Source organism: Stenotrophomonas sp. ZAC14A_NAIMI4_1 (assembly GCF_003086915.1).
Taxonomy (GTDB): domain Bacteria; phylum Pseudomonadota; class Gammaproteobacteria; order Xanthomonadales; family Xanthomonadaceae; genus Stenotrophomonas.
Window position 1 is genome coordinate 1,777,831 of the sequence record NZ_CP026002.1, and the last position, 13,101, is coordinate 1,790,931.

Consider the following 13,101-nt stretch of genomic DNA (forward strand, 5'->3'; position numbering starts at 1 on the left):
CATTGGACGACATTTTAAGGCCCCGATGCCGACGATGCCCGCATTGATTCGCATCCCCAGTGTTCTGCTGCTGTCCCTGGCCTGCAGCCAGGTGCTGGCGGCGGCGCCGGCCAAGGCCCCCGCGCGGGTCCCGGCCAGCGAAGAACTGGCCCTGGAACCGGTGATGGCCGGTGAATTCGCCCTGCAGGCCGGCAAGCTGGCCGATGCCGCGCACTGGTACCTGCAGGCGGCCGAGCAGACCGCCGGCGATGCCGGGCTGGCCGAACGGGCCACCCGCATCTCCATGCTGGCCAACGATGACGCCAGCGCCGCCAAGGGCCTGGCCCTGTGGGAGAAGCGTGCCCCCAGCACGCTGTCCATGCGCAGCGCTGCCGGTGCACTGGCGATGCGCCAGGGCAACGTGAAGGCCGCGCGTACCGAACTGCAGGCGCTGCTGGCCGACCCCGACGAAACGGCCTGGAAGTTCGCGCTGGCCGCCCTGATCGGCGGTGGCCGCGACCCTGCCGTGCCGGCGCAGGTGCTGGGCGAACTGGTCGATGCCAACGCCATTCCGCCGAAGATCGAGGCCTGGCAGGAATTCGGCCGGCTGGCCCTGCGCATGGAAAAGCCCGAGCTGGCCCGGCGCATGATCGATGAAGTGGTCAAGCGCTTCCCGGACGAGCCGCGGGTGGCCCTGCTGCGCGCCAGCCAGTTGCAGCAGGCTGGGCAGACCGCGCAGGCGCTGGCCCTGTTGCAGGGGGTTGAGCCGAAGACCCGGCAGGACCCCGAGCTGCGCAACGCCGTGGCCATCGCCTATGACAGCCTGGGCCAGCCGGCCGCCGCCGAGCGGGTGCTGGCCGTGGGCCCGCAGAACGTGCAGACCTGGGGCATGCGTGCCTCGCTGCTGGCCAAGCAGGGTGACACGGCAGCGCTGTCGGGCCTCTACAACGAGCTGTCGCGCCAGGCCGCCAAGCCTGATCCGGCGCAGCGCCTGCTGCTGGGCAAGATCGCCGAGTACCTCAAGCGCTACCCCGAGGCGGTCAACTGGTACCACAGCGTGCCCGGCGGCGACGAACTGAGCGAGGCGCGCCTGCGCGCGGCCAATGCGCAGGGCCTGGCCGGCCGCCAGTCGCTGGCGCTGGACGAGGTGCACGCCATCCAGTCCGATGCCAGCGTGGATGACGACGTGCGCCGCGACGCCTACCTGCTGGAAGCCGAGCTGCGCCAGCGTGCCAATGACCTGCCCGGCGAACTGGACGCGCTGGCCCGGGGCCTGGCCGCCTACCCGGACGAGAACGCCCTGCTGTACGCCCGTGCACTGGCCTGGGAACGCCGGGACGACATCGCCCGCGCCGAGGCCGACCTGCGCAAGGTGCTGGTGACCGACCCGGAGAACGTGCCGGCGCTGAACGCCCTGGGCTACACCCTGGCCGACCGCACCAAGCGCTACCAGGAAGCCCTGGAACTGATCGACCGCGCGCGGGTGGCCGAGCCGGACAACCCGGCCATCGTCGACAGCTACGGCTGGGTGCTGTATCGCCTGGGCCGCAACGAGGAAGCCCTGGTGCAGCTGCGCCGGGCCTGGACCCTGTCCCGCGACCCGGAGATCGCCGCCCACGTGGGCGAGGTGCTGTGGGTGCTCGGCAAGCACGACGAGGCCCGCCACTTCTTCGAGGAGGCGGCCAAGCTCGACCCTGAAAACCGCGCGCTGCTGCGCGCCCGCGAGAAATTCAATCCATGAGTGTTTCCATGATCCGGCCGCTGCTGCTGGTGGCCGTGACCCTGGCGGTGAGCGCCTGTACCAGCGTGGGCACGCAGAAGACGCCGGCCCCGGACGTGGTCTACACCGTGTCGCCGGCTGCCGAGCGCGCCGAGGAAGCCCGCGTGCAGGCCCTGCGTGCCCAGCCCGATTACAGCTTCCAGGGCCGCGTCGCGGTCAGCAAAGGGAAGAACGGGGGTAGCGGCCGCATCGACTGGGTCCAGCAGGGCAGCGAGTACCGCATCCAGCTGAGTGCGCCGGTCACCCGGCAGAGCTGGACCCTGCAGGGTGATTCGGTGCAGGGCGGGGCGCGCCTGGACGGGCTGGGCGATGGCCCCCGCGCCGGCGATGACGCGCGCCAGCTGCTGCTCGATGCCACCGGCTGGGATATCCCGGTCAATGAACTGTCCGACTGGACCCGTGGCCTGGTGCTGCGCGGGTCCGGCGAAAGCAGCGTGGAGCGGGATGCCGAGGGCCGTCCGCGGCGCATGCAGCAGGCCGGCTGGCTGATCCAGTACCTGGACTGGTACCCGGCCCAGGAAGGAAGCCCGGCGCTGCCGCGGCGGATCGAGGCCAGCCGCGAGGACGCCAAGGTGCGCCTGCTGGTCGACCAGTGGGGCACCGACGCGCCATGACCGCGCAGATTGACGCCGATGGCTGGTCCTGGTGGCCGGCCCCGGCCAAGCTGAACCTGTTCCTGCACATCACCGGCCGTCGCGCCGATGGCTACCACGAGCTGCAGACCGTGTTCCGCCTGCTGGACTGGGGCGACCGGATCGGCCTGCGCCTGCGCGCCGATGGCCAGGTGCGGCGGCAGGGCGACGGCCTGGCCGGCGTTGCCGAAGCCGACGACCTCGCCGTGCGTGCGGCTGCGCTTCTTAAAAGCGTTACCAATGTCGGCCAAGGTGCCGACATCATCGTTGAAAAACGCGTTCCGGCGGGCGGCGGCTTCGGTGGCGGCTCGTCCGACGCTGCCACCGTGCTGGTGGCCCTGAACCGGCTCTGGCAGGCCGGCCTGGACGAGGACGCGCTGGCGGCGCTGGGCCTGCGCCTGGGCGCCGATGTGCCGGTCTTCGTGCGCGGCCACAACGCCTGGGCCGAGGGCGTGGGCGAGCGGCTGCAGCCGGTCACGCTGGCGCCGGCCTGGTACGTCATCGTCGAGCCGGGCGTTCATGTGCCGACCCCGGCCCTGTTCGCTGACCCGGATTTGACGCGCGACTGCCCAAAGGCGAAAATAGGCGACTTCGCTTCCGGCGCTCTGGTCGGAAACGTGTTCGAGCCGGTGCTGCGCCGTCGCGAGCCTGCCGTAGAGGCGGTGCTTGCCGCGTTGAGCAGCATAGGCCAGGCACGTTTGACCGGGTCCGGAAGTGGTTGTTTCGTCGAGTTCGATTCGCAGGCTGCCGCAGAGCAGGGGCGAGCGGAATTGCCGAAGGAGTTGCGGGCAAGGGTGGCCGCGGGCGTTGCACGTTCGCCACTGCTGGATGCACTCGAGCAACACTGATTCATCAATGCAGGGGCGTCGCCAAGAGGCCCAAGGCACCAGGTTTTGATCCTGGCATTCGGAGGTTCGAATCCTCCCGCCCCTGCCAATGCGGCTGCGTCCGCGCCATCCAGCGCATCACTGCGCGGGACGTGGAAACAGTCGCGGTGTTGTAAGCAGCAGGGGCCGCAGCGGTCCTTGCCGCTACCGGATCCCCGCCACTCGTCCCCGCCCGAGACAATCATGATGCAAGAGTCCCCGAACCTGCTGGTCTTTTCCGGCAACGCCAACAAACGTCTGGCGCAGAACATCTGCAAGGAACTGGGAGTCCGCCCGGGCAAGGCGCTGGTCTCGCACTTCTCCGACGGTGAAGTGCAGGTCGAGATCGAAGAGAACGTCCGCAAGCAGGACGTCTTCGTGATCCAGCCGACCTCGGCGCCGAGCGCGGAGAACCTGATGGAACTGCTGGTGCTGATCGACGCGCTCAAGCGCGCATCGGTGGCCAGCGTGACCGCCGTGGTGCCGTACTTCGGCTACTCGCGCCAGGATCGCCGCATGCGTTCCTCGCGCGTGCCGATCACCGCCAAGCTGGCGGCCAAGATGTTCAGCACCGCTGGCGCTGATCGCGTGCTGACCGTCGACCTGCACGCCGACCAGATCCAGGGCTTCTTCGATATCCCGGTGGACAACGTGTATGCGTCCCCGCTGCTGCTGGCCGACATCTGGCGTGCCTACGGCACCGAGAACCTGATCGTCGTTTCGCCGGACGTGGGCGGCGTGGTCCGCGCCCGTGCGGTGGCCAAGCGCCTGGACGACGCCGACCTGGCGATCATCGACAAGCGCCGCCCGCGCGCCAACGTCTCCACCGTGATGAACATCATCGGTGACGTCGAAGGCAAGACCTGCGTCATGGTCGATGACATCGTCGATACCGCCGGCACCCTGTGCGCCGCTGCCGCTGCCCTCAAGGCGCGCGGTGCGCTCAAGGTCGCCGCCTACTGCACCCACGCGGTGCTGTCGGGCCCGGCGGTGGACAACATCACCAATTCCCAGCTCGACGAACTGGTGGTGACCGATACCATCCCGCTGAAGGACGCAGCGCGGGTGTGCAGCAAGATCCGCCAGCTGAGCGTGGCGGAAATGCTGGCCGAAACGATGCGCCGCATCGCCTTCGGCGAGTCGGTCAGCTCGCTGTACGTCGATTGATTTTCGTCCCCGCCGGCAACGGTGGGGACACACCCCGGGTGCTTCTGGTCGCGGAAGCATCTTCAATCGCCACGCCGCAAGGCAAGGCAACAACCTGAGTAGTCGAAAATGTCGAAGACCCATGAAATCAAGGTCACCAAGCGTGAACTGCAGCGTAAGGGTGCGAGCCGCCGCCTGCGTCACGCTGGTGTGATCCCGGCCATCGTGTACGGCGGCACCGCCGAGCCGGTCGCCATCAGCCTGGACCACAACGAAATCTGGCTGGCCCAGCAGAACGAGTGGTTCTACGCCTCCATCCTGGACCTGAACCTGGATGGCAAGGTCGAGCGCGTGCTGCTGCGTGACATGCAGCGCCACCCGTTCAAGCAGCTGATCATGCACCTGGACTTCCTGCGCGTGAACGAGAACGAAGCCCTGACCGCTTCGGTCCCGCTGCACTTCATCAACGAAGACACCTCGCCGGCTGGCAAGGCTGCCGACGTCGTGGTCACCCACGAACTGAAGGAAGTCACCATCAGCTGCCTGCCGAAGGACCTGCCGGAGTCGATCGAAGTCGACCTGGGCGGCCTGAACGCTGGCGACGTGGTGTACCTGTCCAACATCAAGCTGCCGAAGGGCGTGGAAATCCCGGCCCTGGCGCTGGGCAAGGACCACGACGACGCCATCGTCACCGCCAAGCACGGCAAGGAAGACGCTGCCGACGCTGAAGCACCGGCTGCCGAGTAATACAGTGGCGGTGCCTGCCTCCGGGCAGGCACCGTTCTGGAAGGAACCATGGCAGGACTGCGACTGATCGTCGGTCTGGGCAATCCCGGATCGGAACACGCCCGGACCCGGCACAATGCCGGGTTTCATTTCGTTGAGGCCCTGGCTGAAAAAGCCGGTGCACGCTGGAACGTGGACAGCAAGCTGTTCGGCGAGACCGCCAAGGTCGAGATCGCCGGGCAGACCGTCTGGCTGCTGAAGCCGGCCACCTTCATGAACCTCAGTGGCAAGTCGGTCACCGCCGCGCAGCGGTTCTGGAAGATCGAGCCGGAGGAAACGCTGCTGGCACACGACGAACTGGACCTGCCGCCCGGTGCGGTACGGCTGAAGTTCGACGGTGGCCATGGCGGCCAGAATGGCCTGCGCGACACCATGCGCCTGCTGGGGCACGGCAAGTTCCATCGCCTGCGCGTGGGCATCGGCCATCCCGGCCACAAGGACCGCGTAGTGGGCTGGGTGCTCGGTCGTCCCTCCAAGGACGATGACGTGCTCATCGCACGCGCCATCGACGATGCCATCGACGTGCTGCCGCTGGCGGTGCAGGGCGATTTCAACGAAGCAATGAAGCGGCTGCACACCCCGAAATAACCGGTAGGTACCGACCGTTGGTCGGTACGGAGAATGATTGGAAAAACGGCGACCACGCCGCTGTTTCCCCAATCACTTTCACCCCAGAGAGCTGTCACCATGGGTATCAAATGCGGCATCGTCGGCCTGCCCAACGTCGGCAAGTCGACCCTGTTCAACGCGCTGACCAAGGCGGGCATCGCCGCGGCGAACTTCCCGTTCTGCACCATCGAACCGAACGTCGGCATCGTGCCGGTGCCGGACCCGCGCCTGGGTGAGCTGGCGGCGATCATCAACCCGCAGAAGGTCATCCCGACCGCGGTGGAGTTCGTCGACATCGCCGGCCTGGTGGCCGGTGCAGCCAGCGGCGAAGGCCTGGGCAACAAGTTCCTGGCGCACATCCGCGAAGTCGATGCGATCACCCACGTGGTGCGCTGCTTCGAGAACGCCGACGTCATCCACGTCAACAACAAGGTCGACCCGATCTCGGACATCGAAACCATCGATACCGAGCTGGCCCTGGCCGACCTGGACAGCGTCGAGAAGGCCCTGAACCGCGCCGAGCGCGCCGCCAAGGGTGGCGACAAGGAAGCGGCCGCGCGCAAGCCGGTGCTGGCCAAGCTGCAGGCTGCCCTGGCCGACGGCAAGTCCGGTCGTTCGGTTGGCCTGGACGAGGAAGAAAAGGCCCTGGTCCGTGACCTGTTCCTGCTGACCCTGAAGCCGGTGATGTACATCGCCAACGTGCTGGAAGACGGCTTCGAGAACAACCCGCACCTGGACGCCGTGCGCGCCCACGCCGCCGCCGAAGGCGCGCAGGTGGTGCCGGTGTCGGCCGCGATCGAAGAAGAGCTGTCCCAGCTTGACGACGAAGACCGCGACACCTTCCTGGCCGACCTGGGCCTGAGCGAGCCGGGCCTGAACCGCGTGATCAATGCGGCCTACAGCCTGCTGGGCCTGCAGACCTACTTCACCGCTGGCGTGAAGGAAGTCCGCGCGTGGACCGTGCGCAAGGGCGCCACCGCCCCGCAGGCCGCCGCGGTCATCCACACCGACTTCGAGAAGGGCTTCATCCGCGCCGAAACCATCGCGTATGACGACTTCATCAAGTACAAGGGCGAAGCGGGTGCCAAGGAAGCCGGTCGCCTGCGCCTGGAAGGCAAGGAATACCGCGTGCAGGAAGGCGACGTGCTGCACTTCCGCTTCAACGTCTGATCCAGCGGCAACGGATCGACCCCGGACGCCCCGCCTCGAGCGGGGCGTTCGCGTTTCCGGCATCGGTTTCTGCGCTGGACAAAAAATGACCACGCTTCGAAACGCCTGCGGTGCAACGTTCGCACGTACTTGTCCACACCAAACCCCCACCGCTTTCCACGCGTGGTGTGGAAAACCGAGGGGTCGGATCCCTTTCCACGGGAAAGGGCTCCGACCCCCGATCAGTGCAGTCGGGCCGTGGACAAAATTTCACCACGCTGGGAAACGCCTGCGGCATAACGCTCGCACCCACTTGTCCACATCAAGTTCCCATCGCTTTCCACGCACGGTGTGGAAAACAACCGGAGGCGTGGATAAAAAATCACCACGCCTGGAAACGCCTGCGGTGCAATGCTCGCGGCCACTTGTCCACACCAAGTTCCCATCGCTTTCCACGCGTCGTGTGGAAAACCCGGCGGGCGCGCAGAGCCAGGTTCCCATCGCTTCTTATGCTCTGGTAGTCGCCCACCTTGGTGGGCGCGCGGCAAAGCAGTGCCCACCAAGGTGGGCATCCACCAAAGCCAGGTTCCCAAACAACAAGGCCCGCCAATGGCGGGCCCTGTCGTCCACGTCCTGCGGAACCGCCTGCGCTTACAGCGCGCTGCCGCCGAACTTGTGGGTGTACTGCAGGTTGATCGTACGGCCCACGCTGTCGAACCAGGACACGTCGTAGTACGGGTAGGCCGTATACGTGGCGTCCTTCGGCGGCATCTTGTTGAACACGTTGACCACCGACAGCGACAGGCGCGAGTGGTCGTCGAAGCGGTACTGCACCGAGGCGTTGTAGCGGTAGGTGGCCTTGATGTACGGGCTGTCGCCGCTGTCCTCGTCGAACACCTGGTCGTAGCTGTCCGAGTTCGGCAGCTTGCCCAGGCGCGAGCCGTACACGGTCGCCGACCACGCGTCCTTCTCCCAGGTCACGCTGACGCTGGTCTTGGTGCGCGGGATGTCGAAGGCGCTGTTCACCGCGAACTGGTCTTCGATGGGATCACCCGGGTAGCGCTGGAAATCATGCTTCTTCACCCAGGTATGGGTGCCGTTGAAGATGAAGTCGCCGGCGCCGGTCTGCAGGCGGTAACGCAGGCCCACGTCGATGCCCGAGGTTGACTCGCGTGCCACGTTGATCGGGTTCACGTACACGCCGTACAGGCGGCCGTCGGCGGTGCGGGTCACCCGCGCCAGTGCGTCCACGCAGGTGGGCGAGGTGATGTCGGCGTCGCCCAGGCGGCAGTTCGCTTCGCTGGCCAGGATCGTGCGCACGTCCATGTCCTGCACCTGCTTGCGCATGTCGATGTCGAACCAGTCCACCGACAGGTCCAGGCCGGCGGCCGGCGACCAGACAAAGCCTGCGCTCCACGAGGTACTGGTCTCCGGGTCGAGTTCGCGGTTGCCGCTGCGACTGCGGATCACGTTGCGCTCGTAGTCGGAGCAGTCATCGGCGTCGTCGGCACGGCAGCTGTACAGGTCTTCCGCCGTGGTCTCGTCGTTGCCCGGGCCGGCGAACACGTAGTGCAGGTCCGGCGCGCGGAAGGCGGTGCCGTAGGAACCGCGCACCAGCAGGCTGTCCACGGGGCGCCATTCCAGGCCGCCGCTCCAGGTCGCCTTGCCGATGGTGTGGCCCGAGTAGCGGTACTGGTCGTAGCGGCCGGCCACGCTCAGGTTCAGCGTGTCGTGCAGCGGCAGGCGCAGCTCGGCGGCGGTCGCCCAGCGGTTGCGCGAACCCTTGCCGTCCGAATCCTTCCAGCTGTAGTAGTAATACTCAGTCGCCAGCGGGTCGGGATTCAGTGCATAGGCCTGCTGGCCCACTTCCACCGTCGCGGCGAAACCGGCGTCGCCGCCGGGCAGCGCGAACAGCGAGCCATTGGTCAGGGTGAGCGCCGCCGTCTCGGTGCGCGACTTCGGCGTGTAGGTCGTGCGCGCGGCGATCGATTCGTATTCGGCGCGGGTCAGCGGCCGGTACAGGCGCGACGGGTCGGCGTTGTAGATCGGGAAGCCATCATCGTCCTCGCCCAGCTGCGGGCCCAGGAACAGGTCGTTGGCCTTGGCGGCAATGATCTGCGGCCAGCTGATCCGCGACTGGTACTGCGAATGGCTCAGCGCCGCTTCGTAGTCCCAGTTGCCCGCCAGGTTGCCCTTGAAGCCGGTGGTCACGCTGAAGGTCTTCTGCGTGCTGCGCACCATGGCGTTGCGCAGGCCACCCATTTCCTCGGGCGAGAACTGGCGCTGCCAGAATTCGATCTCGCCGGTGGCCTCGTTGTTGAAGTAGCCCGACTCGTCGCCGTCGGCCGCCATGCGTCCCCACGAAGTGACGTCGCGCATCAGCGCCAGCGTGTGATAGCCCATCTGCACGTCGGCAAACCACTGCTGGCCGTTGTCGAAGTCATAGCTCAGCGCGGCATAGCCGTTGGCACCGCGGCGCTTGCTGAGGATGGTGCCGTAGCCGATCGACGCATCACTGCCGCAGTAGTAGCCATAGCGCGGGCGGAAGGCATGGTAGGTGCTGCCCTGGTTCTGCCCGGCCAGTGCTTCGCAGGTGGCCGCGCCGGGGTCCAGGTAGTCATCGTTGTAGTCGGTGCGCAGGTAGGCGCGGCGCGCGATGCGCGAGCCTTCGGTCGGCCCGTCCTGGGTCGAATCCTGGATGTCGCGCTCATAGGCCCACAGCGGCGTCTGCGAATGCAGCTCCACGCTGTAGACCGCATTGAAGTTGCCCTTGCTGAAGCCGCTGGACAGGCTCATGTCGAACGACTCGCCGCCGCCCTCGCTGGTGGTGCCCATGCGCACGTCGACCGTGGTGCCGTCGGCCTTCTTTTTCAGGATGAAGTTGACCACGCCGGCGATCGCGTCCGAGCCGTAGATGGCCGACGCGCTGCCGGTCAGCACTTCGATGCGGTCGATCATGCCCAGCGGGATGTTGGACACGTCGGTGAAGTTGCTGCGGCCCTGGAAGGGCATCGGGAAATCGGCGATGCGGCGGCCGTTGACCAGCACCAGGGTGTGGTTCGGGCCCAGCCCGCGCAGGTCGACCTGCTGTGCGCCCGGCGAGAAGTCGGCGCCGCTGGAGGACTGCTGGCTCTGGGTCTCGCCGCCGTTCTGGGTCATCGCACGCAGCACGTCAGGCACCGTGGTGAAGCCGCTGGAGCGGATCTCCTCGGCATTGATCACCGTGATCGGTGCCGGGCCTTCCACCTGCGCGCGCGGGATGCGCGAACCGGTTACCTGGACTGCATCAAGTTGCTGCACCGAAGAGGAGCCGGGGCTCTGGGCCGCTGCCGAGGCAGCAACACCCATCAACGCCAGCTGGATCGACCACGCCATCGCCTGTCTACGCATGAGAAATATCTCGGGAATGAAGCCGGCCCGCAGAGGAGGGGCCCTGTCCCCCATTCACAATCCGGAATGGGCGCGCGCATTTAACGCCTTTTTTACGCTCTTGACTACAGGTCTTTCATCTGGCAAAGAGTGAAAACGATTGCAAGCCGATTCTGTTCAGGGAGATCAACCATGAGCGCCCTTGTCCGCCGCGTCTGCTCAAGCCTCTTGCTGGGGATGGTGCTGGCCCTGATGGCCCCGCTGGCATCAGCGCAGGACCCCCGCGACCTGCAGTCCCCCGGCTTCGATTATTACGAGATTGGCGACCTGGATGCACCCCGGCCCGGCCCGCGCGCGCCGGCGATGATGCTGATGGGGGGCGGCGAGTGGGTACCCGAAGCCTTCCAGTGGTGGCTGCGCCAGGCCGGCAACGGCCGCGTGCTGATCCTGCGCGCATCGGGCCGCGACGAACTGCAGGAGCGCCTGTACCGCGACATCGGCGGTACCACCGCCGTGCAGACCCTGGTGTTCGACAACCGCCGCGGTGCCGACGATCCGGCGGTGCTGCGCGTGGTGGCCGCCGCCGATGCCATCTTCATCGCCGGCGGCGACCAGTCGCGCTACATCCGCTTCTGGAAGGGCACCGCGCTCAATCGCGCCCTCAATGCACACGTGCGGGCCGGCAAGCCGATTGCCGGCACCAGTGCCGGGCTGGCGATCCTCGGCGGCTATGCCTATGGCGCGCTGGACGGCGGCAGCATCACCTCGGCCGGCGCGCTGGCCGACCCGATGGGCAGTGCGGTGACCCTCGACAGCGGTTTCCTGCACATGCCCTATCTGCAGCGCGTGGTCACCGACACCCACTTCGACAAGCGCGACCGCCTCGGCCGCCTGATCGTGTTCGTTGCCCGCGCCGCCCGCGAGAGTGGTGATCCGGACATGGTCGGCATCGGCGTGGACGAGGACACGGCCCTCTGCGTGGAGCCCGACGGCCAGGCGCAGGTCTACAGCGCAGATGGCGAAGGCAAGGTCTGGGTGGTCAGTCCCGGCCGCGACGCCGACCGCCTGGTGGAGGGCGAGCCCCTGCAGTTCCACGCGGTGCCGGTAACCGTGGTTGCCAGTGGTGGCCGCCTGCGCCTGGATGACTTCCAGGCCGACGTCGACTTCCAGGCCATGGCCGACATCACCGACGGCGAGATCGAAGTCATCCGCCGGTAGTGCCGGCCGCGGGCCGGCGGCCTTGCCGCGCAGCACCTTCCGCCGGGCATGGCCCGGCGCTACCGAACCATTTCCCTGGAGACGTACCTGATGAAACTGCGCCTGGCGCTGTCCGCCCTGCTGTCCCTGCCCCTGCTCGCGCAGGCAGCGCCGTCCACTTCACCGCTGCTGGTCATCCATGGCGGGGCAGGGGTCGAGCGCAAGGATCTGTCGCCGGCCGAAGAGAAGGCTGCGCGCGCCGCGCTTCAGGCTGCACTGTTGAAGGGCCACGCTGAGCTGGCTGCCGGGCGTCCCGCGCTGGCCGCAGTGACCGCCGCGATCAGCGTGCTCGAGGACGATCCGACCTTCAATGCCGGCAAGGGTGCGGTATTCACCCATGACGGCCGCAACGAACTGGATGCCGCGCTGATGGATGGCGCCACCCAGGCGGCCGGCGCGGTGGCCGGCGTGCAGCGCGTGCGCAACCCGATCCAGCTGGCGCAGCTGGTCATGCAGAAATCGGCGCACGTGATGATGGTCGGGCAGGGCGCCGAGGCATTCGCGGTGGAGCAGGGCGTCAGCCTGGTCGATCCCTCGTACTTCCGCACCGACAAGCGCTGGCAGCAGCTGCAGCGCGCGCTCAAGGAAGAGGCCAGCGGCCAGTCCCATGCCGATCTGGAGACAGCAAAGCACTTCGGTACCGTCGGTGCGGTCGCACTGGATCCGCAGGGCCATCTTGCGGCGGGCACGTCCACCGGCGGCATGACCAACAAGCGCTACGGGCGCGTGGGTGATTCGCCGATCATTGGTGCCGGTACCTGGGCCGATGCGCGTTGCGCGGTGTCGGGCACCGGTTGGGGCGAGTACTACATCCGCACCGCGGCCGCGCACGAGATCTGCGCGCGCATGCGCTACCAGGGACAGACGCCGGAGCAGGCCGGCAAGGGCGTCATCAACGACACCATCCCGAAGATGGGGGGCGACGGTGGGGCGATCGTGCTGTCGGCCGATGGAAAAGCAGCCACGCCGTTCAACACCCAGGGCATGTATCGGGGCTGGATCGGCGCCGACGGCGTACCCCATGTCGCGATTTTCGCCAACGAGACCCTGGTGCTGCCAGGGCAATAACGTTGCGTATCAATGGGTTTGCGACAGCGTGTGAAAAAAATGGAAAAAAGCGTTGACAGCCCCCCGTCCCATCAGCAGAATAAGCGGCTCACCACCACACACCGCAACGCTTCGGCGGCAACGGGATGGGGTGGTAAGGAGGGATACCCAAGCGGCCAACGGGGGCAGACTGTAAATCTGCTGGCTTACGCCTTCGGTGGTTCGAATCCACCTCCCTCCACCAGATTCACGTTGTGGCACATTCCCGGTGCGGGAGTAGTTCAATGGTAGAACCTCAGCCTTCCAAGCTGATGGTGCGGGTTCGATTCCCGTCTCCCGCTCCATTGAATGAACTTTGAATATTATCGAGTTCATGCCATAATGCAAAACTCGCTCACATAGCTCAGTCGGTAGAGCACTTCCTTGGTAAGGAAGAGGTCGAAGGTTCGATTCCTTTTGTGAGCACCATCTTAAGCACCAC

10 protein-coding genes and 4 tRNA genes are annotated in these 13,101 nt (G+C 66.7%); 13 read left to right on the plus strand and 1 reads right to left on the minus strand.

The annotated features are described in order from the left end of the window. Positions 1–34: 34 nt before the first annotated feature. From C1926_RS08200 to ychF, 8 genes are all read left to right on the plus strand, one after another. Positions 35–1,720 carry a tetratricopeptide repeat protein gene (locus C1926_RS08200; protein ID WP_174214086.1) on the plus strand — a complete coding sequence of 562 codons (1,686 nt, stop codon included), beginning with the start codon at positions 35–37 and terminating at the stop codon, positions 1,718–1,720. Next, on the plus strand, positions 1,717–2,373 hold the full coding sequence (gene lolB, locus C1926_RS08205; RefSeq protein WP_079220737.1) for a lipoprotein insertase outer membrane protein LolB: 657 nt from the start codon (positions 1,717–1,719) through the stop codon (positions 2,371–2,373). Before C1926_RS08200 ends, lolB begins: the two co-directional genes overlap by 4 nt. After that, on the plus strand, positions 2,370–3,239 hold the full coding sequence (ispE, locus tag C1926_RS08210) for a 4-(cytidine 5'-diphospho)-2-C-methyl-D-erythritol kinase (protein WP_108758851.1): 870 nt from the start codon (positions 2,370–2,372) through the stop codon (positions 3,237–3,239). Before lolB ends, ispE begins: the two co-directional genes overlap by 4 nt. A gap of 11 nt (positions 3,240–3,250) precedes the next feature. Beyond that, positions 3,251–3,327: transfer RNA gene (locus C1926_RS08215), tRNA-Gln, on the plus strand. Between the two features lie 137 nt (positions 3,328–3,464). Further along, on the plus strand, positions 3,465–4,424 hold the full coding sequence (locus C1926_RS08220) for a ribose-phosphate diphosphokinase (RefSeq protein WP_025879147.1): 960 nt from the start codon (positions 3,465–3,467) through the stop codon (positions 4,422–4,424). Between the two features lie 108 nt (positions 4,425–4,532). Continuing rightward, positions 4,533–5,150 carry a 50S ribosomal protein L25/general stress protein Ctc gene (locus C1926_RS08225; RefSeq protein ID WP_079220739.1) on the plus strand — a complete coding sequence of 206 codons (618 nt, stop codon included), beginning with the start codon at positions 4,533–4,535 and terminating at the stop codon, positions 5,148–5,150. Positions 5,151–5,198: 48 nt separating this feature from the next. Beyond that, positions 5,199–5,777 (plus strand): aminoacyl-tRNA hydrolase, encoded by a 579-nt coding sequence (gene pth / locus C1926_RS08230; protein WP_079220740.1) that lies wholly within the window; start codon positions 5,199–5,201, stop codon positions 5,775–5,777. A 99-nt stretch (positions 5,778–5,876) separates the two neighbouring features. Beyond that, a complete protein-coding gene (gene ychF / locus C1926_RS08235) occupies positions 5,877–6,968 on the plus strand; it encodes a redox-regulated ATPase YchF (protein ID WP_079220741.1) in 1,092 nt (363 codons plus the stop codon). 630 nt (positions 6,969–7,598) lie between these two features. Here the strand turns inward: ychF and C1926_RS08240 are convergent. Then, the gene (locus C1926_RS08240; protein ID WP_108758852.1) at positions 7,599–10,337 is read right to left on the minus strand and encodes a TonB-dependent receptor; all 2,739 of its coding nucleotides are present in this window, start codon (positions 10,335–10,337) and stop codon (positions 7,599–7,601) included. A 216-nt stretch (positions 10,338–10,553) separates the two neighbouring features. Between C1926_RS08240 and C1926_RS08245 the strand changes: the two genes are divergently transcribed. The 5 genes from C1926_RS08245 (at position 10,554) to C1926_RS08265 (ending at position 13,088) form a co-directional block, all read left to right on the plus strand. After that, entirely contained in the window at positions 10,554–11,534 is a 981-nt protein-coding gene (locus tag C1926_RS08245; RefSeq protein ID WP_254057409.1) for a cyanophycinase, read from the plus strand. A 90-nt stretch (positions 11,535–11,624) separates the two neighbouring features. Continuing rightward, positions 11,625–12,641: an isoaspartyl peptidase/L-asparaginase gene (locus C1926_RS08250; RefSeq protein WP_108758854.1), complete on the plus strand. Its 1,017-nt coding sequence runs from the start codon at positions 11,625–11,627 to the stop codon at positions 12,639–12,641. A gap of 137 nt (positions 12,642–12,778) precedes the next feature. Further along, positions 12,779–12,864: transfer RNA gene (locus C1926_RS08255), tRNA-Tyr, on the plus strand. Between the two features lie 26 nt (positions 12,865–12,890). Further along, positions 12,891–12,964: transfer RNA gene (locus tag C1926_RS08260), tRNA-Gly, on the plus strand. A gap of 48 nt (positions 12,965–13,012) precedes the next feature. Then, a tRNA-Thr gene (locus C1926_RS08265) sits at positions 13,013–13,088 on the plus strand. The last annotated feature ends 13 nt before the right edge of the window (positions 13,089–13,101 follow it).

Bases quoted from the DNA above. Each gene is read 5' to 3' on its own strand.
- C1926_RS08245 (WP_254057409.1), top strand. From the start codon at position 10,554: ATGGTGCTGGCCCTGATGGCCCCGCTGGCATCAGCGCAGGACCCCCGC.
- C1926_RS08240 (WP_108758852.1), bottom strand. From the start codon at position 10,337: ATGCGTAGACAGGCGATGGCGTGGTCGATCCAGCTGGCGTTGATGGGT.
- C1926_RS08220 (WP_025879147.1), top strand. From the start codon at position 3,465: ATGCAAGAGTCCCCGAACCTGCTGGTCTTTTCCGGCAACGCCAACAAA.
- lolB (WP_079220737.1), top strand. From the start codon at position 1,717: ATGAGTGTTTCCATGATCCGGCCGCTGCTGCTGGTGGCCGTGACCCTG.
- C1926_RS08200 (WP_174214086.1), top strand. From the start codon at position 35: ATGCCCGCATTGATTCGCATCCCCAGTGTTCTGCTGCTGTCCCTGGCC.
- ispE (WP_108758851.1), top strand. From the start codon at position 2,370: ATGACCGCGCAGATTGACGCCGATGGCTGGTCCTGGTGGCCGGCCCCG.
- C1926_RS08250 (WP_108758854.1), top strand. From the start codon at position 11,625: ATGAAACTGCGCCTGGCGCTGTCCGCCCTGCTGTCCCTGCCCCTGCTC.
- pth (WP_079220740.1), top strand. From the start codon at position 5,199: ATGGCAGGACTGCGACTGATCGTCGGTCTGGGCAATCCCGGATCGGAA.
- C1926_RS08225 (WP_079220739.1), top strand. From the start codon at position 4,533: ATGTCGAAGACCCATGAAATCAAGGTCACCAAGCGTGAACTGCAGCGT.
- ychF (WP_079220741.1), top strand. From the start codon at position 5,877: ATGGGTATCAAATGCGGCATCGTCGGCCTGCCCAACGTCGGCAAGTCG.